This window comes from Flavobacterium aquidurense, from assembly GCF_002217195.1.
Lineage (GTDB): Bacteria > Bacteroidota > Bacteroidia > Flavobacteriales > Flavobacteriaceae > Flavobacterium > Flavobacterium frigidimaris.
In genome coordinates, this window is sequence record NZ_MUGR01000020.1 from 95,897 (window position 1) to 116,911 (window position 21,015).

Annotated in this window: 16 protein-coding genes; 9 read left to right on the forward strand and 7 right to left on the reverse strand. The window is 35.3% G+C overall.

Translation table 11 applies throughout. The features are described 5' to 3' along the window. The first annotated feature begins 84 nt into the window (after positions 1 to 84). From B0A67_RS10960 to B0A67_RS11010, 9 genes are all read left to right on the forward strand, one after another. Positions 85 to 3,228 carry a glycoside hydrolase family 2 TIM barrel-domain containing protein gene (locus tag B0A67_RS10960; protein ID WP_072960021.1) on the forward strand — a complete coding sequence of 1,048 codons (3,144 nt, stop codon included), beginning with the start codon at positions 85 to 87 and terminating at the stop codon, positions 3,226 to 3,228. A gap of 178 nt (positions 3,229 to 3,406) precedes the next feature. Continuing rightward, positions 3,407 to 4,552, forward strand: a complete 1,146-nt coding sequence (locus B0A67_RS10965; protein ID WP_072960018.1) for an acyltransferase family protein — start codon at positions 3,407 to 3,409, stop codon at positions 4,550 to 4,552. A 132-nt stretch (positions 4,553 to 4,684) separates the two neighbouring features. Next, positions 4,685 to 6,322, forward strand: a complete 1,638-nt coding sequence (locus B0A67_RS10970) for a sodium/sugar symporter (RefSeq protein ID WP_072960015.1) — start codon at positions 4,685 to 4,687, stop codon at positions 6,320 to 6,322. A 28-nt stretch (positions 6,323 to 6,350) separates the two neighbouring features. Continuing rightward, positions 6,351 to 7,910 (forward strand): glycoside hydrolase family 28 protein, encoded by a 1,560-nt coding sequence (locus B0A67_RS10975; protein WP_084074563.1) that lies wholly within the window; start codon positions 6,351 to 6,353, stop codon positions 7,908 to 7,910. A 58-nt stretch (positions 7,911 to 7,968) separates the two neighbouring features. Then, a complete protein-coding gene (locus tag B0A67_RS10980) occupies positions 7,969 to 9,411 on the forward strand; it encodes a glycoside hydrolase family 28 protein (RefSeq protein ID WP_072960009.1) in 1,443 nt (480 codons plus the stop codon). Positions 9,412 to 9,491: 80 nt separating this feature from the next. Then, a complete protein-coding gene (locus B0A67_RS10985; protein ID WP_072960007.1) occupies positions 9,492 to 11,477 on the forward strand; it encodes an alpha-L-arabinofuranosidase C-terminal domain-containing protein in 1,986 nt (661 codons plus the stop codon). A gap of 653 nt (positions 11,478 to 12,130) precedes the next feature. Further along, positions 12,131 to 12,952, forward strand: a complete 822-nt coding sequence (locus B0A67_RS11000) for a phospholipase A (protein WP_072960001.1) — start codon at positions 12,131 to 12,133, stop codon at positions 12,950 to 12,952. A gap of 255 nt (positions 12,953 to 13,207) precedes the next feature. Beyond that, positions 13,208 to 13,996, forward strand: coding sequence for a hypothetical protein (locus B0A67_RS11005; protein ID WP_072959998.1), 789 nt, complete (start codon positions 13,208 to 13,210; stop codon positions 13,994 to 13,996). A 76-nt stretch (positions 13,997 to 14,072) separates the two neighbouring features. Beyond that, positions 14,073 to 14,738, forward strand: a complete 666-nt coding sequence (locus B0A67_RS11010) for a M15 family metallopeptidase (RefSeq protein ID WP_072959995.1) — start codon at positions 14,073 to 14,075, stop codon at positions 14,736 to 14,738. Here the strand turns inward: B0A67_RS11010 and B0A67_RS11015 are convergent, their stop codons facing one another. The 7 genes from B0A67_RS11015 to B0A67_RS11045 form a co-directional block, all read right to left on the reverse strand. After that, positions 14,739 to 15,305 (reverse strand): hypothetical protein, encoded by a 567-nt coding sequence (locus B0A67_RS11015; RefSeq protein ID WP_072959993.1) that lies wholly within the window; start codon positions 15,303 to 15,305, stop codon positions 14,739 to 14,741. 2 nt (positions 15,306 to 15,307) lie between these two features. Continuing rightward, a complete protein-coding gene (locus tag B0A67_RS11020; RefSeq protein WP_072959990.1) occupies positions 15,308 to 16,489 on the reverse strand; it encodes a THUMP-like domain-containing protein in 1,182 nt (393 codons plus the stop codon). A gap of 2 nt (positions 16,490 to 16,491) precedes the next feature. Continuing rightward, positions 16,492 to 17,583, reverse strand: coding sequence for an AI-2E family transporter (locus B0A67_RS11025; protein WP_072959987.1), 1,092 nt, complete (start codon positions 17,581 to 17,583; stop codon positions 16,492 to 16,494). 113 nt (positions 17,584 to 17,696) lie between these two features. Beyond that, a complete protein-coding gene (locus B0A67_RS11030) occupies positions 17,697 to 18,650 on the reverse strand; it encodes a zinc metalloprotease (protein WP_072959984.1) in 954 nt (317 codons plus the stop codon). 295 nt (positions 18,651 to 18,945) lie between these two features. Further along, on the reverse strand, positions 18,946 to 19,443 hold the full coding sequence (locus tag B0A67_RS11035) for a TrmH family RNA methyltransferase (protein ID WP_072959980.1): 498 nt from the start codon (positions 19,441 to 19,443) through the stop codon (positions 18,946 to 18,948). Between the two features lie 202 nt (positions 19,444 to 19,645). Continuing rightward, positions 19,646 to 20,284: a DUF4159 domain-containing protein gene (locus B0A67_RS11040; protein ID WP_072959977.1), complete on the reverse strand. Its 639-nt coding sequence runs from the start codon at positions 20,282 to 20,284 to the stop codon at positions 19,646 to 19,648. A 17-nt stretch (positions 20,285 to 20,301) separates the two neighbouring features. Beyond that, positions 20,302 to 21,015: a 16S rRNA (uracil(1498)-N(3))-methyltransferase gene (locus tag B0A67_RS11045; protein WP_072959974.1), complete on the reverse strand. Its 714-nt coding sequence runs from the start codon at positions 21,013 to 21,015 to the stop codon at positions 20,302 to 20,304.

The following is a 21,015-nucleotide window of genomic DNA, read 5'->3' on the forward strand; positions in this document are numbered from 1 at the left end:
TAAGTAAAACGCCTTTTGACACAAAGAAAAAACTATGTTTCTATGTGTTATAAAAAGAATTGCCAGCTATCTAAAACCAAAATAATGCATAAAAACCAAACCAAAATACTTTTATTAAGCCTGCTGTTACTTTGCATAACTTTTGTTTCGGCTCAGGAAACAGAACGTAACGATTGGGAAAATCCGGCGGTATTTCAGATCAACAGAGAACCGGCACGAGCGGCATTTCTTCCGTATGCAGACGAAGCATCTGCAATAATGGATCAGTACAGTAATTCTCCATGGTATTTTTCATTGAATGGAAAATGGAAATTCTCCTGGTCTCCAACACCCGATCAGCGCCCGAAAGATTTTTATAAGCAGGACTACAGTACTTTACACTGGAAAGAATTGCAAGTGCCTTCAAACTGGGAATTAAACGGTTATGGAGTGCCAATTTATACCAATATTACGTATCCTTTCGAGAGAAACCCGCCTTTTATCAATCATTCAGATAATCCGGTTGGTTCTTATAAAAGAGATTTTGTTGTACCTGAAAACTGGAAAAACCGCCATGTTTACCTTCATTTTGAAGCAGGAACATCAGCAATGTACATTTGGGTAAACGGAGAAAAAGTAGGTTATACAGAAAATACAAAAAGTCCGGCGGAATTTGATATTAGTAAATATTTAAAACCCGGAAACAATAGTCTGGCTGTCGAAGTATACAGATGGAGCGATGGATCGTATCTGGAAGATCAGGATATGTGGAGACTTTCCGGAATTGACAGAGACGTTTATTTGTACAGTACGAATGATATTCGAATTGCCGATTTTTTTGCAAAACCTGATTTAGATGCCCAATACAAAAACGGAAGTTTAAGTGTAGACGTAACTTTAAAAAACCTGACATCTAAAGCCGCAGGCAATCAAAAACTAGAAGCAAAATTAGTAGATGCTTCGGGTAAAAATATTTTTGTTAAGGATCTAAAAGTCAATTTTGAAAGCAATACAATTCAGACGATCAGTTTTCAACAAAACATATCAAATCCAAAATTATGGAGCAGTGAATCGCCAAATTTATACACATTACTGTTAACCTTGAAAAATGAAAGGGGAGATCTGATCGAAACAGTGGGTACCCAAATCGGGTTCAGAAAAGTAGAATTAAAAGGAGGACAATTGCTGGTAAATGGAGTTCGGTTAATGGTGCACGGGGTAAATATTCACGAACACAATCCTGTTACAGGACATTATCAGGACGAAGCCACGATGTTGAAAGACATCAAGATGATGAAACAGCTGAATATCAATTCGGTGCGCTGCAGTCATTATCCAAACAATATCTTATGGGTAAAATTGTGTAATAAATACGGTTTGTTTTTAGTAGATGAAGCCAATATCGAAAGTCACGGAATGGGAGTAGAGGGGCAGCCTCTTATTTATATGAATCCAAAAACTAATCCGGGCCATCTTCCGGAATGGAGAGAAGCACATTTAGACCGAATTTACAGCTTGGTAGAAAGAGATAAAAATATGCCATCGGTAATTATTTGGTCATTAGGTAATGAAAGTGCTAATGGACCTGTTTTTCACGAAGCTTACAAATGGATCAAAAAGAGAGACAACACCCGATTGGTTCAGTTTGAGCAGGCAAAGGAAAACGAAAATACAGATATCGTTTGTCCTATGTACCCAACAATTGCCTACATGAAAGAATATGCAGCCCGAAAAGAAGTTGCACGTCCGTTTATTATGTGTGAGTATTCACATGCAATGGGAAACAGCAGCGGTAATTTTCAGGAATATTGGGATATTATTCGCGGAAGTAAAAATATGCAGGGTGGTTTTATCTGGGATTGGGTAGATCAGGGTTTTGAAGAAACTGATGAAGCAGGTCGAAAATACTGGGCTTACGGAGGTGATATGGGAAGCCAAAATTATCTAAATGATGAAAACTTCTGTCATAACGGATTGGTTTACGCCGACAGAACACCGCATCCCGGAGCATTTGAAGTAAAAAAAGTGTATCAGGATATTTTATTTGAAGCTGTCGACCTCAAAAGCGGACTAATTGAAATCACAAACGATTTCGGCTTTACCAATCTGAATCAATACAACTTTAAATACCAGATTGTAGAAAACGGAAAAGCGATCAAAGAAGGAGCATTCAATGTCACTTTGAATCCGAAATCAAAAAAACAGTTTAAATTGGATTTGCCAAAATTGCAATCCAAACAAGGAGTAGAATATTTATTGAATGTTTTTGCTTATACCAAAAGAGGATCAGAATTACTGCCCCAAAATTTTGAAATTGCCAAAGAACAATTTGTTTTAGAAAGTGATCATTATTTTGAAAAAACGGCCTCGTCTTCTTCAAAAGTTCAGGAAGAGAAAAATGAGTTTATTTTAAGTAGCGCGAATGTTACCGTTAAAATCAGCAAGACAACAGGATTGATTTCAAATTATACAGTAAACGGTGAGGAATATTTTAAGCAATATCCGGAACCTAATTTTTGGAGAGCCCCAACGGATAATGACTTCGGAAATAAAATGCAGTTAAAATCGAATGTGTGGAGAACAGCAGGTAAAAACAGCACTTTAGAAGCGATTCAGGTAATCGAGGAAAACGAAAAAAAATATATTGTGGCAAAGTTGAAACTTAATGATGTCGCTTCAGATTATACAATCAAATATTTTCTGGGTAATGACGGAGCTTTAGAAATTATACCATCCTATAAAAAAGGAAATAATCCGGTACCGGAAATGCCACGTTTTGGAATGCTTTTCGTTTTAAAAAACAAGTTCGAAAATCTGGATTATTACGGAAGAGGACCTTTAGAAAATTATCCTGATAGAAAAACAGCAGCATTCAAAGGAATTTATCAAAGCAAAGTAGCAGATCAATATGTGCCGTATACACGTCCGCAGGAAAACGGATATAAAACAGATGTTCGCTGGTTTACACTTTCGAACAACAAAGGAAATGGACTTGAAATAAAAGGTTTACAGCCTTTAGGGATCAGTACTTTGAATAATTATCCGAGTGATTTTGACGGGGGCATCTCAAAAAAGAACCTTCATTCGAGTGATATTACGCCCAGAGAAGAAGTTGTGGTCTGTGTAGACTTAACCCAGCGTGGTTTGGGTGGAGACAATAGTTGGGGAGCATTCCCGCATGACAAATATCTACTGGACAAAAATGAATACAGCTACGGATTTATCATAAAACCACTAGAATCAAAATAAGAAAGGACAATTAAAAGCAGTAAAAGTACCTGTTGCTGGTTTTAATTGTCAAAATTTCTGCCATCATACAATCGCAATTTTGGCGATCTGTAGGGATATATCATGACTAAATAGAAAAAAATATTGATACTCAAAAAAGAGATCAATAGATAAAATATGCTTTTAAATAAAGTAGAATATGAGTAAAGCAATTACACCGGATAGATTAATTTCTTTAGATGCTCTAAGAGGGTTTGTTATGTTTTGGATTATGAGCGGCGAACATATCATGCATGCGCTGGCAAAGGCTGTGCCAATTCCGGTTTTTATCTGGATGTCCTCGCAATTGCATCACGCGGAGTGGAATGGAATTACGTTTTATGATATGATCTTTCCGATATTTTTATTTGTTGCAGGAGTTTCAATGCCGTATTCTTTCGAAAAGAAAATGAATCTTGCTGGTGTCAAAACTCCAAGGGAACTGCCATCAAAAGAAAAGAAAAAAATATACAGATCAATGCTTAAAAGAACCTGTATCTTATTGTTTTTGGGATTTGTTGTCAACGGATTATTACGCTTTGACGGATTCGACCAAACGCGTTTTGCAAGTGTTTTGGGACGTATCGGACTTGCCTGGTTTTTTGCCGGACTGATTTATTTGAATTTTAATCTCAAGTCACAATTGCTTTGGTTTACAGGTATTCTGGCAGGATATTATCTGGCAATGAAATTTATTCCGGTTCCTGATTTTGGTGCGGGCGTTCTAACCAAAGAAGGTTCCTTAGAAGGTTATATTGATCGTTTGTTTTTACCCGGAAGACTGCACAGCACAGTCTATGATCCTGAAGGTTTGTTTTCGACAATTCCTGCTGTTGCAACAGCTTTACTGGGCGTGTTTTTAGGAACATTTTTAAAGACGAACAACCATTTTTCATCAGGGAATAAATTGGCCGTAATGATTCTTGCTGCAATTGTTTTGATTGGGATAGGAGTTATTTGGGATTATGATTTTCCAATCAATAAACATTTATGGACCAGCTCTTTTGTATGTTTTGTAGGCGGATTTAGCATTTTGTTTTTTACTTTTTTCTATCTCGTAATTGATCTTTTGGGATTTCATAAATGGGCATTTCCTTTATTGTTGATCGGTTCAAATTCGATTTTGATTTATATAGCAGCAGAAGGTTTAGTTGATTTTGCACACACTGCCCAATACGTATTTGGCGGCATTATAAAGTTTACACCGCTTATTTGGCAGCCCGTTTTTACTGCACTGTCCATCACCTTTGTACAGCTTTTGTTGCTTTATTTTTTGTATAAAAAGAGATGGTTTTTGAAAGTTTAAGAAGAGAGAAGAGAAAAGAGTATAGATACATAGATTTAATATTTAAGCTTTGAGAAGCTTTATGATTTGTTTGGAGAACCAAACATTTTAAGAATACATTTTACTGACTAACCAAAAAATAACCACATCATTATGAATGCATTACAAACCGCAGATTACATTGTCTTCTTTATTTATTTCGTATTGGTCTCGAGTTACGGAATGTATATATATAGAAGCAAGAAAAATGCAACTACGAGTTCCAACGAGTATTTCCTTGCTGAAGGTTCCCTTACCTGGTGGGCAATTGGAGCATCATTGATCGCTTCTAATATCTCAGCTGAACATTTTATAGGAATGAGCGGTTCAGGTTTTGCAATCGGACTGGCGATTGCTTCTTATGAATGGATGGCTGCAGCGACACTGATTGTTGTCGCGGTATTTATTTTACCAGTCTATCTTAAAAATAAGATATTTACCATGCCGCAATTTTTGGCAAAAAGATACAACGGTACAGTAAGTACTATCATGGCCATCATCTGGTTGTTGATTTATGTATTTGTCAATCTTACCTCCATCATATATTTAGGTGCTTTGGCCATCTCATCGATTGCACCGGTGAGCTTTCAGTTTTGCGTTATTGGGTTAAGTTTATTCTCGATAATAGTAACGTTAGGAGGAATGAAAGTCATAGGATATACTGATATGTTTCAGGTTATCGTATTGATTATGGGCGGTTTGGTAACCACTTATTTGTCCCTGACTTTATTGTCAGAGCAGTTTGGTTTTGGAAAAGATATCCTGAAAGGGCTGATGGTCTTAAAAGAAGAAGCGCCGGGTCACCTGCATATGATCCTTGATAAATCGAATCCTCATTATGCTGAATTACCTGGAATCTCAGTACTGGTAGGTGGTATGTTAATTAATAATCTGGCGTATTGGGGCTGTAATCAGTACATTGTTCAGAGAGCTTTGGGAGCTGATTTGAAAACGGCCCGAAAAGGAATCTTATTTGCTGCATTTTTAAAATTATTAGTTCCTATTATTGCTGTTTTACCCGGTATTGCCATGTATGTAATGCATCAAAACGGCATGTTTCAAAAAGAAATGGTAGATGCTGCAGGAGTTTTAAAACCGGATCAGGCCTATCCAACCTTAATGAATTTATTGCCTGCAGGATTAAAAGGAGTTGCCCTGGCGGCATTAACCGCAGCAATAGTGGCTTCTTTAGCGGGTAAAGCCAATAGTATTTCGACTATTTTTTCCTTAGATATTTATAAAAAATATTTTAACAAAGAAGCATCAGAAAGAAAATTGGTATTGACCGGAAGATGGGTGGTTGTCATTGCTATGTTTATTGCAGCATTAGTAGCTCCGGCATTAAAATCATTAGATCAGGCCTATCAGTTCATACAAGAATATGTTGGTTTCTTTTCGCCGGGAGTTTTGGCTATATTCTTATTGGGAATGTTCTGGAAAAAAACAACGCCATCAGCCGGACTTGCAGGAGCATTGCTGACAGTGCCAATTGCAGCAGTATTAAAGTTCCTGCCGGTATGGACAAATGGCGCTTTTCCGGATTATCCTTTCTTAGACAGAATGACGATTTCTTTCTTTTTAATCGTATTGATAATGGTTGCCATCAGCCTTTTTAATCCTGAAAGCGAAGAACAGCAGAAAACATTAAAAATCGAAATAGACAAATCGATGTTCAGGGTGTCCTCAGAGTTTATTATTGGATCATTCATTATCAGCGGAATATTGATTGCATTATATACGGTCTTTTGGTAATTTTAAATTAATGCGTAAAAAAATAATTATGAATAATAATAAGAAAATTTTCAAAAGTTGTATCGTTTTACTTTTTCTTTTACAGTTGAGTTTTAATGTTGAAATGTATGCCGTTAAGAAAAAAGAGTATCGGGTTACTTTTTATGGAGCTGTGGCCGATGGCAAAACAGTAAATACTAAAGCCATTCAAAAAGCCATTGATGCGGCAAATAAAAATAAAGGAGGAAGAGTTGTCTTTTCAAAAGGAACGTTTTTATCCGGAAGTATCGTTTTAAAAAGTGGTGTGGAATTGTTTTTTGAAGATGGAGCGGTTTTGTTAGGAAGCACAGATCCGAATGATTATCCAAAATATGAAGGAATAAGAGCTTTGGTGCTGGCTCATGCCGCGAAAAATATTGCTATTTCCGGAAAAGGAATTATTGACGGACAGGGTAGGGAATTGGCACTTGCAGTTGACAGCCTGCATCATACCGGAGTAAAAATTGATCCCAATTATAACTACAGAAGACTGCGCCCTTCTGATGGAAGAGGAAAACTGGTTTCTTTTGTAAAATGTGATTCCATTACCATGACCCACATCACGCTCAAAAATAGTCCGGGTTGGGTGCAGTGTTTTGAGCAAAGCAGCAACATTGTAGTTGATTATGTAAAAGTAGACAGCAGGGCCTATTGGAACAATGACGGAATTGATATCGACGGCTGTGAAAATGTAAGAGTAACAAATTGCGATGTCAATTCTGCCGATGACGGGATTTGTTTAAAATCAGATTCTCCGGGATTGCAGAACAATAACATTTATATCGCCAACTGTACCATTAGATCAAGTGCCAATGCCGTTAAATTTGGGACAGGTTCTTACGGAAGTTTCAAAAATGTAACGATAGAAAATATTCAGGTTTTTGATACTTTCAGATCAGCTATTGCTATAGAATCTGTTGATGGTGCTGAAATTGAGAATATCAACGTTTCGAATATTACAGCTGTAAACACAGGAAATGCTATTCTGATTAGGTTAGGTCACAGAAACGGAGGACAGCCGGGTTATATTAAAAATGTGTCGATCAAAAATGTAAAAGCCCAAATTCCTTTCGGGCGTCCGGATATCGATTATGATTTGCGCGGCCCAGAAGTAGATTATTTCCATAATCCTTTCCCGTCTTCCATTGCCGGAATCCCGGGACATTCTATTGAAAATGTAACATTAGAAAATATCGAAATTACCTATCCCGGCAGAGCAACAAAAGGAATGGCCTATCTGCCTTTGACAAGATTAAAAGATGTGTTAGAGAACGTAAAAGGCTATCCGGAATTTACCATGTTTGGAGAATTGCCTTCGTGGGGATTTTATGTGCGCCACGTAAACGGAATCGAAATGAAAAATATAAAATTGATTCTAGAAAAAGAAGATTTCCGTCCCGCATTTGTTTTTGACGATGTAAACGGACTTGTCATGAAGGATATAAATGTGCCTTCAGACAAAACAAATCAAATTGTTTTTAAGGATGTCAGATCCGATAATCTGGATGCAGCTGCTGTAAAAAGAAAAATAGAACCCAAACAAAATACATTTGTATTGCCGTCAAAATAAATTCAATTACCAAAACTCACAAAGAGATTTTAAAGCAATCTTTTAATAAAAAAATAAAATGATAAAGCAACTTATAATCGGCATCACCCTTTTTTGTTTTTCTCTGACAGCCACAGCGCAAAAGGTTTATGATATAAAAAAATACGGAGCCAAAGGAGATGGCAAAACCAATGATGCAGCAGCGATTCAAAAAGCAATAGACGCCTGCAGCAAAACGGGCGGAAGAGTATTAATACCGGCACCGTTTACTTTTTTGTCAGGACCATTTGATGTAAAGTCAGGAATAGAGCTGCATATCGAAGCCGGAGCGAAATTACTCGCAAGTCCCGATGAGAAATTATATACCAAAAGTGCTTTTCGAAGCAATCCGGGAGAAGGGACAATCTGGATAGGAGGAGAAAATGTAGAAAATTTCAGCATTAGCGGAACGGGAGAAATAGACGGAAACGGAATTTCTTTTATGGGAAAGGAATTAGAAGATTCTTATGTTTTGAAACCTTTTACAGTTTTAGATCCAAGACCGCATGTGTTGACAATTATTGGCGGAAAAAATATCAGGATAAGAGATGTTCATATCGGGAATTCGGCCTATTGGACTATTCATCTTGTAGGTTGCAATGATGTTGTTATTAGCGGCATTACATTACTAAACAGTCTAAAAGTACGCAATAGCGATGGTATCGATTTAGACCATTGCAAAAATGTCCGAATCAGCGATTGTTATATCGAAAGCGGGGATGATTGTATCTGTCTGAAAAACAGACGTGAATTTGAAGAATTTGGAGCCTGCGAAAATATAACGGTTACCAATTGTACCATGACCAGCAGCAGCTGCGCAATAAAGATTGGTTCAGAAAATATGGATGCTATCAGACAGGTGGTATTTAATAATTGCATTATCAAAAACAGCAATCGTGCCTTAGGAATTCAGAATAGAGACGAGGGAACAGTCAGTGATGTTCTATTTTCTAATATCATTATCGAAGGAAAATTAACGACTGATACCTGGTGGGGAAAAGCAGAGCCTATTTATATTACGGCATATCGCAGGGCAAAAGGAAATCATAAAGATGCCAATTGGCGTTTTCCAAAAGGAGCTGTCGAGGGAAAAGTGGGCGAAATAAAAAATATCTATTTTACCAATATTCAATGCACAGGAGAAAATGGAGTATATGTAAGTGCAGAATCTAAAGACAAAATACAAAATATAGTTTTTGACAATGTCAGTGTTTTTATAGATAAAACAACCCCGCATCAGGGCGGTATTTATGATCGTCGTCCGTCTGAATTAGAAGGTTTTGTAAAAGGAAGTACAGCCGGTTTCTATTTTGATTCGGCAGAGAAAATCAAAATGCAAAACTGTTCTGTAGAATGGGGGAAAAATAAACCGGACTATTTTACATACGCAGTCGAAAGTAAAAATGTAGATTCGCTAATCATAAATAATCTGGAAGGGCAATCCGCTTTTCCTGAGAAGTTAAAAGCTGTAAAAAAGCATTAAAAATAAACCAATTTCCTTCACATAATAAACGATGTGTTTAAAATTAATTATCTCTTAGAAGATCAATTCAATATATCAAAATGAAAAAGAATACTATTTCAAAATGGGCTATTTGCAGTCTGTTGTTCGGCAGTCTGTATGCGAATGCCCAAAAGGCAACATTAGAGGTTGATATTGCTAAAACGGTTACCAAAATACAGCCCACCATGTTTGGTTTGTTTTTTGAAGATATCAATTTTGCTGCCGATGGAGGATTGTATGCTGAAATGATTAAAAACCGCTCTTTTGAGTTTGACAAACCCTTAATGGGATGGGAGCAGCCCAATACCAAAAGGTCTTCTATGAATATGCAATCCGGTGTAGCAACACCTGTTAACGTTTCAGAAAATAAAAACAATCCTAATTTCTGTCGTATTCTGATCAACGACGATAAAGGATATGCCATCATCAATGAAGGTTTTAGAGGAATGGGAATTAAGAAAGATGCGAAATATAATCTTTCCTTAAAAGTAGCTAACCCTGACGGAACGATCAAAAAAATCATCTTTCAGTTTATCGATAAAGACCAAAAGGTTTTGGGAGAAACCAGCATAATTCCGTCATCAAAAGAATGGAACAATTATACCTCACAATTTACTGCCACACAAACGGAGGCAAAGGCCAGATTAAAAATAACTTTTGAAGGAACAGGAACCATTGATTTAGATATGATTTCACTATTTCCGGAAGATACCTGGAAAAACAGGAAAAATGGTTTACGCAAAGATATTGTCCAGCTTTTGTATGATATGAAACCCGGATTTTTGCGTTTTCCGGGCGGTTGTATTGTGGAAGGAAGAACCCTCGCAGACCGTTATCAATGGAAAAAATCGGTGGGGGAAGTAGAGAACAGAAAAACGATGATGAACCGCTGGAATGTCGAATTTGGACATAAACAGACGCCTGATTATTTTCAGAGTTTCGGTTTGGGATTTTATGAATATTTTCAGCTTTCGGAAGATATCGGGGCAGAACCGTTACCTATTTTAAGCTGTGGAATGGCCTGCCAGTACAACACCGGAGAACTCGCACCTATCGAAGAATTGGATCCTTATATAAAAGACGCTTTAGATTTGATTGAATTTGCCAATGGAACAATTGATACGCCATGGGGGAAATTGCGTTCCGATATGGGGCATCCAAAACCATTTAATCTAAAATACATTGGAGTTGGAAACGAACAATGGGGACCGGATTATATCGAAAGATACAAAGTATTTGAAAAAGCAATAAAAGCAAAATATCCAAAAATAATTATCGTATCCGGAAGCGGACCTTCGCCGGATGGGGAACATTTTGATTATGCCATGCAGGAACTTAAAAAGCTTGATGCAGAACTGATCGACGAGCATTATTATAAAAGTCCGCAATGGTTCAGAGAAAATGCGGGGCGTTATGATAGCTACGACAGAAAAGGGCCAAAAATATTTGCAGGCGAATATGCGGCGCAAAGTGTTTCAGGGGCAAATCCCAATAACAGGAATAATTGGGAATGTGCATTTTCTGAAGCTGCTTTTATGACCGGATTAGAGCGAAATGCTGAGGTAGTTACTCTAACTTCTTATGCGCCGCTAATGGCCCACGAAGAGGCCTGGCAGTGGACACCGGACATGATTTGGTTCAATAATCTCGAAACGTATGGTTCAGCGAATTACTATGTACAAAAGTTGTTTTCTCTCAATAAAGGAACAGATTTATTAGCGATTACCCAAGACGGAAAACCATTGACAGGACAAAACAATTTGTACGCATCTGCCGTAAAAGACAGTAAAACCAAAGAAGTAATTATAAAAGTCGTCAATACATCGGCAGAGGCACAGGATATTATTATTGATTTAAAAGGAAATAAATTAGAGTTTAAAGGAAATTTAACAACACTGACAAGTCCGAATTTACAAGATGAAAACACATTTTCAGATCCTAAAAAGATAAGCCCAAAAGAAAGCGAATACAAACTGAAAGGGGAGAAAGCGCAATGGAAATTGCCTGCATATTCTGTGAATGTTTTGAAATTGAAAATTAAATGAAATACAAGAGCTTTTTTTTAAACGATAAATCTCCAAAAGCCAAAGGATGTTTTACGTTAATCCAATAAAAATAAAATTTTAATTCTATTTGAAAAGTCTGGTATAAATTTACACCCAATAAAATTAGGATTATGACACGACAAAGTATATCATTAACAGCACCTAATGAAGAGTGGTTAAAAAATCAGGTTGAGACCTAAGAATTTAGCAGCAAAAGTGAAGCTATTAACTATCTGACTAAGAAAGCCCGTTCACAAGAAGAATACTATGAGTTTGTGAGAGCCAAAATAGATAAGGGAAAAAAAAGCGGTTTTGTAAAAAAACAAAGCAGAGAAGAAATGTTAGCAGAATTCAAAAGAGAGCTGCCTGATGTATAGCTGTTTTTTAAGTAGCGAAGCCAAAGAAGATTTAAAAAGAATTTATTATTACGAGGTTGGTCAATTTGGCATTGATCAGGCAGATAACTATCCTAATATGTTCTATGATTGCTTTGACAGAATTGAAGAAAATCCTTTTTTATTTCCATCAGCAGAACATAAGAAAATTTTACGTTAATGAGCTAAAACTTGTATTTTTTGAGTTAATATAATGCATCAATATATCTTACCTTAGTAAAAAAACTAAAAAAATAAGCTTCAATTTAAACTGTAAGAATGTATTTAAAATACCTGTTAACGTGTGTCATTTTGTTTTCGATCAACACAAATTCCCAAATTGTCGAAGATGCAAAAAATTTTCGGGCAGCAGATTCACTGCTGAAAGAACCTAGTTTTTCTGTTCACAAAGACAATTATTTTCTAACAGGCGTACCAATAAATACAGCTATAACCCGCAATACAGCCGATGTAAAATATCAGGTAAGTTTTAAGCTGAGGCTGAATTCGAAACCTTTGTGGGGTGGTTTTTTCCCGTATTTAATGTATACCCAAAAAGCTTTTTGGGATATTTATGCAAGCTCAAAACCATTTTCAGAAATAAACTTTAATCCCGGAGTAGCCCTCGTTCGCCCGTTTTATTTAAAAGGAGGAAGACTCACTTACGGAACTGTCTCGTTAGAACACGAATCAAACGGAAGGGATTCTATTTATTCCAGAACCTGGAACATGCTGGCTTTTTCATTAAAATCGCAAATTTCTCCGCGTTGGGTGGTTGGACTTAGAGGATGGATTCCGATTGTTGATAAAGAAGACAATCCGTATCTTACCCAATATGTAGGTTATGGCGAAGCCAGTGCAACGTACCAGATACAACCCGGAAGATGGAGTGCCGATATTCTGTTTAGAAAAGGAAGCGGTGTTATGAAATATGGATCGCTGCAGACGCAGGTAAACTGGAGACCCTATAAAAACGAAAATTATTATCTCACGCTTCAATGGTTTGTGGGCTATACAGAAAGTTTGATCGATTATCAGGAACACAGAAGTATGGTGCGCATTGGATTTACGATCAAACCTGAGAATATGGGGATTTTTTAAATAAAAAAGAATAATTCTTTTTAATGAGTAATTTATATATAATTCTAAACCATTTACAGATGCTAAAAGTTTTAAGCGTGTTACTTACAATTGGCTGGCTATTGCAGCTTTAATTTATTTATCAAAACCATATGATAAATACCTTAAAGTAGTGTAAAAAAGACTAATTCCTGTAATCAGGTTTTCTAAAATAAACTAATTTCGAACCTCAATAAAGCTTTTATTATTTAATAAAGAAAAGCATAATCCAAGAAAATGAAATTAATATCAAATTACCTTTTTACTCTTACGTCACTCTTTTTTATAAATAGTATAATAGCACAAAAGAAACCTCTGATAGTACAGCGTTATTATCCCAAAGATTCTGTAAAATACAGCAAGGCTGTTCCTGATATTGATTTTAATTACGAGAGCAAATTATATGGTAAAACAACCATGATTATTCATTGTGAAAGTGAGTATGGTCATTTTGAATTTGTTTTCAAAAAGAAAATAAATAAACTTAGCCGTATGATTGATTATAAAAATGGAGCTGTTGGTGAGGTTTATAACTTTAAAACAAAAAAATGGGTTCATGAAGAAGAAACCTGGAAGCATAGTGATATGAAAGGCAAACCTCAGGATACTATCATTTTTAGCGAGCACAATTTATATGCCTTTGTTTTGCTGTACGATCACGGAGGAATGATTGAAAAAGCCAAATTCCAGGATTTTGGCAACGTAGTCTATTGGCCTGAATTTGATTATCAAAAATGTACTATCAGCGATGAGGATAAAGATGGTAAACCAGAATTTTATTTATCGTATATGGGAGACAGCGATGGTTTGGATGCAAAACCTTTCAAGCAAATTATTTATACAATTCCTGAAAAGTCAGTCAGCCAAAATTTTATAAAATCGAAAGCAACAGCCTATTATCCTTCCGGAAATGAAGATGATGTTTACAGAATTGAATACGACGAAAATTGGAAACAATTATCTAAAGCGGTTAAACTCAAAAGCCAGAAAATAATTAAAGACCATAGTTTAAAGTATAAAGATTAATAAAGCATTATACAAAATGCCATTTTCCAGAGAATACTTTTATCTTTATATTTACAGGATACAATACATTTTTACAATGAAAATACACCCATCTTCAAAACTTCAGTTTTTATTATTCTTATCATTTATTTTGTCTGGAGTTGCTGTAAAAGCTCAAAACGAAGCCTATTCAAGTGAAACAACACAGGAAATTGCAGATACCACTTTTGTAAATTTAAAAGATTATAGTAGTGATTTTATCTACGATATGAAGTATGCGACCGAAGATAATTTTCTAAAAGCAAAAGTATATGATTGTGCTGAGTGTCTGTTGCGTTACAAGACAGTGCAAGCCTTAATTGCAGCCAATAAGGAATTTATGAAGCAGGGATGCAAAATAAAACTTTTTGACTGTTACAGGCCCTTGTCTATTCAGAAAAAAATGTGGGAGATTGTATCCAATCCCAAGTATGTTGCAGATCCAAAAAAAGGCTCCATCCATAATAGAGGAGGAGCCGTAGATATTACTTTAGTCAATGCTGATGGAACTGAACTCGAAATGGGAACCGCTTTTGATTTCTTCGGCATTCAGGCAAGTCATAATTATACAAAATTCCCGGTACCGGTTAAAGCAAATAGAAAATACCTTAAAACGGTAATGATAAAAAACGGTTTCAATTCTTTTGATTCAGAGTGGTGGCATTATAATTTAAAAGCAGGTTTAAATGATAAGGTTTCGAACGAGAAATGGAAATGCGATTAATTACTCCACACATCTCATGTTTTCCATGAAGTACGTATTAGGATGATATACCTTGGCATTTAACTCAGAAGTTAATTCTCTTTTTACAATATAATCTTCTGTAGTTGTCAGGTATTTGATTCGCATGATCGAAACAGGAGATTTTTTTAATTCGTCATAATTTTCTTTTTTAAACATGAAAATTCCTGTATTGATACGATTGTCAAAACCTTTGTCGTCACGAATAAGCGTACCGCAATTTTCTCTCTCGATATGAATCAGCGTTACTATTTTTCCATTTTCTAATTGTAGAAAAACCTTAGAGTTTTTATCAAAACAATTCGCTTTTATAAAATCTTTGCTTTTCTGGATAAGTTGTAAATTTAAGGTAGGCAAACCATCTGTCTGGGCCAGCGAAAAGAAGATATAATCAAAAGTACCACCAAAATATTTTTCGCTTATAAGGTATTCGTTCGTTACTTTATAACTGCCAATCGAGTCGTTTACATTGGTACTGTATTCACATGGTTTTTGGGCAAATGTGGTAAAGGTTAACAAGAAAAAGGTTAGTGTAATTAGTTGTTTCATATTTAAGTAATTTTTCTGCAAATTAAAACTATTTTGCTATCATTTTTATCAGTTGTAAAAAAACAATACAAATTTCCGCCATTTTTTATTTTCCACTTCTTGCGGATGTTTTCTACCGTCTCCGGAAAATTTCGTGTCGTGATATTGGCTTGCTGATTAGAGAGTGCAATTTTCATTTCGTTTTTGCTGTACGGAATCACTTTTTCAATTTGAAAAGTACGTCCCGGAAAATCAATTAAATCATCTGAAGTATATAAATGAGAGTGTTTGTGAAGTTTATTGATAGTAAAAATAGCACTTACTTCATCAAAACCGCCCGATTTCATAATAGCGGCATTAGGTTCATAGACATACTTTTGCGGCAGGTGATAATGCGCAGATACAGTTTCGTCATCTAACAGAAATTCAAAAGATTCTATTTTATCCTTTAATAAATTAGCTGTTTTGATCGTTATTTTGCCTGAGTAATGTTTATGAATTTCAAAAAGCAATTCCTTTACTTCATTTTCAAGTGCAATAATATGAATGTTTTTAACGAATTTAAGTTCGGATAAAGCAGCTGACAGATCCAGTAAAGGAGCCGTTTTGATTAAAATAGAATCTGTTTTTTCAAAATAAAAATCCAATAAATCAGGAACATTCGGCAAACAGTCTTTCAGCATGAAAACTTTGCCCTTTGCATCATTTCTGCGTGAAGGATCAATATAGATCCAATCCCATTTCTGGTTCAGTTCGTTTAATACATGAGTTGAATCCTTCGCATAAAAGGTACAATTATTCACATTAAGCTGTTTGAAATTATGCTGCACAATGGCAGATAAATCTTCGTTTATTTCGCAATGCGCTATGTTTTTGATTTTTTTGGCAAAGTAATAATCATCCACACCAAAACCTCCGGTAAGATCGATTAAACTTTCACCGGAAACCAAAGACGCCTTATAAGCCGCTGTTTTTTCAGATGAGGTTTGTTCAACAGAAATTTTACTGGGATAAATGATATTTTCAGTCAAAAACCAGGAAGGTAATTTATCCTTGGCTTTCGACTTGGCTTCTATTTGATTTAAAATTAGAATCCAGTCAGTTTCAGGAAACGGATTTTTCTGAAGAGCTAATTTTGCAATCGGTACACCAATATTCAGAGTTATAAAATCCTGAATATTTTGGTGCAAAATAGAAGTGTTCACTGTTAAATTCTTTCGGTTAATACGGAGACAATTTTATTGTTAGGAAAAAATTCTTTCAAAATTACCTTTACCATCGTAAAAACAGGAATAGCAATAATCATCCCAACGATCCCAAAAGTAATTCCACTAATCAAAGTAACGAGGAATATTTCTAACGGATGCGAATTTACACTTTTTGATGAAATTATAGGCTGACTCACATTATTATCAATTGCCTGAACCAGTAAAAATCCGATGATAACATATATTGTTTTCGGAAGGATTTCGGTTTGAAAATCGCTGCCAATCATACTGATCATCGTTAAAATCCCGGCCAAAGTAGTTCCAATGATAGGTCCTATATATGGAATAATATTCAAAATGGCACATAAGAAGGCAATTACAAAGGCATTTTTGTTACCAAAGATGACCAGAACAATTAGATATAAAATAAATACAACTGTTAGCTGAAGCAGCAAACCAATAAAATAACGGGTTAAAAAGTGATTGATCTTAGTAATAGAATTTATAATCTTATCTTCATTTGTATCAGGAAGTATTTTTCGGGCAGTTACCTTAAAGGATTCCTGATCTTTAATAAAGAAAAAGGTGATAAAGAATACAGATACTAAACCCATTCCCATATTGGCCATAAATCCTAAAATTGAATTTAGAAAACCTGTAAAATAGGTAAAATCAATTATAGATGTGATTTTAGAATCTTTCAGAACCTTATTCAAATCCACATTCTGAATATTGAAATAAGCTTCTATACTTTTTTCAGTTTCAATAAATTGCTGTTGTAAACTCTGCGTGTCCAGTAAAGATAAATTATTGGCCTGTGTAATAATTAGTGGTACAAATAATAATATAAAGCCCACTATCGACAATATAAAAAGAATAAGAGCCGTGGTAGCAGCTAAGGAGTTGCTGAATTTTAATTTATTCTTTAAAAATTGTATCAAAGGATTGGCAAGAAGGCACAAAAGCAGTGAGATGCACAAGTATACTATTACAGTTTGTATTTCATACAGAAAATATAAAATGCTCAGAATCACAATAATTGTTGCTAAAGCTCTTAGTATTCCGTTAGAAATGATTTTTGATGTTATCATGTTTCGATTTTAGGATATAAATATAGGAAAAAAGCTTTTAAAGCAGGGAGGTAAATAAAAAAAAGCGAGATGATATCATCCCGCTTTTCAACTTATTTTTTTAATCTGTTTTTTTAGATTCCAAATGCAGCTCTCGGGCCACCTGTAACAAATATAGCAGCCATTCTGTTTTTTTGCCCTTGTGAGAACATGTACATGGCATTATCATCAACATAATCCATATAGTTCATAGTCATTTCTACAGGAGTTCCCGTACATGTGCTGTAATGCGGATAGGCAGGTACACCGTAATTTTCTTCATTATGAGTTGGAGTGTCAGAAACTAAATCGCTTCCGCAATTAGCGTCTCCCCAGATATGACGTAAATTCATCCAGTGGCCTACTTCGTGAGTACCTGTACGCCCTAAATTAAAAGGAGCATTTGCGGCACCGGACAAACCAAAGTATTTAGAATCAATTACAACTCCGTCTGTAGCAGCAGCTCCACCCGGAAATTGGGCATATCCTAGTATTCCGCCGCCAATGGCACACGCCCATAAATTAAGTTTTGTGGCAGGCGAAGTAGGTGCTAAACCACCCTGAGCGACTTTTTTCATTGCGTCATTGGTACCCCATGAAGTTTTGGTAGTAGATTTTCTAATAATCTGATCCAGCACAAATGTAATTCCAACATTCGCTTTTACACCAGAGAATAAAGCGGGTACACTATTGTAATCTGAATTTAATGCATTGAAATCTTTGTTTAAGACATCAATTTGGGATTGAATTTGTGCATCAGAAATGTTTTGTGCCGCCGTTCTGTATAAAACATTCACGACAACAGGAATTTCGATTTTACCATTTACAAGACGATTAGTAAGGATACTCTTGTTGGTAAAAGCCTCGATTTCATTCATTCTGATGGCTAAAGTAGGATCAGCTCTCAGTTGATCATCTAAAACTTGTTGTGATGCACATGCGCGGCGCGTCGATGCAGCTGTTGCTTCTGAATCTGTTGATTCTGATTGGTCATTTTGACAAGAAAACAGCAATAAGGCTGTTACCGCGGAAATAAGAATTTTTTTCATAATAACTTGGGTTTTTGTTATAAAAAATTACATTTGGTTGTTTGTTCCGCAATTTTATAACAAAATCATTTTGTAGCCAAATTTTTATAACGATTTATTTGTCAGAAATTTATAAACCCTTGTATAATCTAGTTCTTACAAAAATAGCAACTTTATTTTTAATATGTTTTTTCTTAATTATTGTTTTTTAAAATGTATTTTAACGTATTTATTTGCTTTTAATCGAGGTTTTGGATAGTTTTTTTGAAGACTATTTTCTAATCAGTTGAAATTTAACAATATTTAGATCAAAAAATTAGAAGCTGGTAATCTCATACAAAGCAATACTGGCAGCTTGTACAACATTCATACTGGAGTTTTTTCCGAACATGTTGATGTGCACAATTTGGTTCGAAATTTTTAAAAGTTCGTCTGATATTCCGTCAATTTCACTTCCTATCAAAAGTGCAATTTTTTTATTATCAGGAATCACAACTTCTTTTAGAGGTTTACTGTTGCTGGCAATTTCCAAAGCAATGATTTCAAAGTTGTTTTGAAGTAAAAAGTCAACAAGTCCTGCTGTTTTTTCAATTATAGTATAAGGCACATGAAGATGCGTGCTTCGGGAAGTTTTATTGATTTTTCTGGGTGTTAGCGGAATATCTTTTCCTAAAAAAATAATATTCTCGACCCCAAAAGCTTCGCTGATTCTAAAAAGAGAACCTATATTTTGCTGAAAATAAATATGATCGCAAACCAATGTTATCGGAAACGTTTTTCGTTCAAATTGATTTTCTTCGTGAGTAAGTTGCACTTTTTAAAATTTAAGATTGGTTTGTATTATTTGTAAACTTTTATTTAAACACATAGAAACATAGATTTAATTTTGAATAAAGAAGACAAAAAGAAATATATTTCTTTCACATAGCTTTTCTATCTCTGTGTATTTTAAATAAGTGAAACGCCTTTATTGAGATTACAAAGCTATGTTTCTATGTGTTTAAAATAATATCAATTTAGTTGGTAAAAATATAATTGATAATGTTGGCACCCATTTTTAAGGCCTTCTCTCTAACAGCAATGGGATCGTTATGAACCTCGGCATCTTCCCAGCCATCGCCCAAATCGCACTCGTACGTATATAGGAGGACTAATTTATTTTCTACGAAAATTCCAAAAGCCTGAGCACGCGTCCCATCGTGTTCGTGAATTTTAGGTAATCCGTTCGGAAAAGGATAAGGTTTCTGGAAAATAGGATGATTCGCCGGAATTTCGATTAAATTATTATTAGGAAATATTTTTTTTATTTCTTTTCGAATGTATTGGTCCATTCCGTAATTGTCATCAATATGAAGAAAACCGCCACCATTAAGATAATTTCTAAGATTACTTACATCAGCATCACTAAAAACGACGTTTCCGTGTCCCGTCATATGTACAAAAGGGTACGAAAGCAAATCAGGATTACTTGGTTCCACAGTCGAAGGTTTCGCTTTTATTCGCGTATTAATGTTCGCATTGCAAAACTTAATTAAGTTAGGCAGCGAAGTTGGGTTTCCGTACCAATCGCCACCACCGCTGTATTTTAGCAAAGCAATTTCTTGTGAAAATGAAGAAATAGAAACGAATAAAAACAAGAGAAATATTTTTTTCATAGCTAGTTTAGCATCAATTAATTCGAACTTTCATTAAAAAACACCACACTATGACAGGCTACAATTGCAGCGGTTTCAGTTCTTAAACGTGTATTTCCTAAAGTTACAGGCTGATAATTATTTTCTAAAGCCAGTGCAATTTCTTTTTCAGAAAAATCGCCTTCAGGACCAATAAGCATTGTTACACTTTCGTTTGGTTTCAGGATATCTTTCAGTGATTTTTTATCTGTTTCCTCACAATGTGCGATCAGTTGCAGGCCTTCGTTTTTTTGTTTAACGAATTCCTTAAACGAAATGGCTTCATTTAGTTTTGGCAGATACGTTTCGTTAGATTGTTTCATTGCCGATAAAATAATCTTCTCAAAACGTTCCTGATTAATCACCTTTCGCTCAGAGCGATCGCAAATAATAGGCGTGATTTCCTGAATTCCAATTTCAGTAGCTTTCTCTAAAAACCATTCAAAACGATCGTTCATTTTGGTGGGCGCAACTGCCAGATGCAAACGGAATTTTGGCTCAGCCGTTTTTTTAATCGAAAGTACCTGTACAATACATTTATTATCAGATGCCAGGGTAATTTCAGTTTCGAATAATAAACCCGAACCGTTTGTAACATGTAAGATGTCAGAATCTTTCTTTCGTAAAACCTTTATAATGTGTCGGCTTTCTTCTTTATCAAAAGAAAAAGATTCCGTTGATTCATCAATATCAGGATTGTAAAATAATTGCAT

Coding starts and splice junctions, on each gene's coding strand:
- B0A67_RS10960 (WP_072960021.1), top strand. CDS start 85: ATGCATAAAAACCAAACCAAAATACTTTTATTAAGCCTGCTGTTACTT.
- B0A67_RS10965 (WP_072960018.1), top strand. CDS start 3,407: ATGAGTAAAGCAATTACACCGGATAGATTAATTTCTTTAGATGCTCTA.
- B0A67_RS10970 (WP_072960015.1), top strand. CDS start 4,685: ATGAATGCATTACAAACCGCAGATTACATTGTCTTCTTTATTTATTTC.
- B0A67_RS10975 (WP_084074563.1), top strand. CDS start 6,351: ATGAATAATAATAAGAAAATTTTCAAAAGTTGTATCGTTTTACTTTTT.
- B0A67_RS10980 (WP_072960009.1), top strand. CDS start 7,969: ATGATAAAGCAACTTATAATCGGCATCACCCTTTTTTGTTTTTCTCTG.
- B0A67_RS10985 (WP_072960007.1), top strand. CDS start 9,492: ATGAAAAAGAATACTATTTCAAAATGGGCTATTTGCAGTCTGTTGTTC.
- B0A67_RS11000 (WP_072960001.1), top strand. CDS start 12,131: ATGTATTTAAAATACCTGTTAACGTGTGTCATTTTGTTTTCGATCAAC.
- B0A67_RS11005 (WP_072959998.1), top strand. CDS start 13,208: ATGAAATTAATATCAAATTACCTTTTTACTCTTACGTCACTCTTTTTT.
- B0A67_RS11010 (WP_072959995.1), top strand. CDS start 14,073: ATGAAAATACACCCATCTTCAAAACTTCAGTTTTTATTATTCTTATCA.
- B0A67_RS11015 (WP_072959993.1), bottom strand. CDS start 15,305: ATGAAACAACTAATTACACTAACCTTTTTCTTGTTAACCTTTACCACA.
- B0A67_RS11025 (WP_072959987.1), bottom strand. CDS start 17,583: ATGATAACATCAAAAATCATTTCTAACGGAATACTAAGAGCTTTAGCA.
- B0A67_RS11030 (WP_072959984.1), bottom strand. CDS start 18,650: ATGAAAAAAATTCTTATTTCCGCGGTAACAGCCTTATTGCTGTTTTCT.
- B0A67_RS11040 (WP_072959977.1), bottom strand. CDS start 20,284: ATGAAAAAAATATTTCTCTTGTTTTTATTCGTTTCTATTTCTTCATTT.
- B0A67_RS11045 (WP_072959974.1), bottom strand. CDS start 21,015: ATGCAATTATTTTACAATCCTGATATTGATGAATCAACGGAATCTTTT.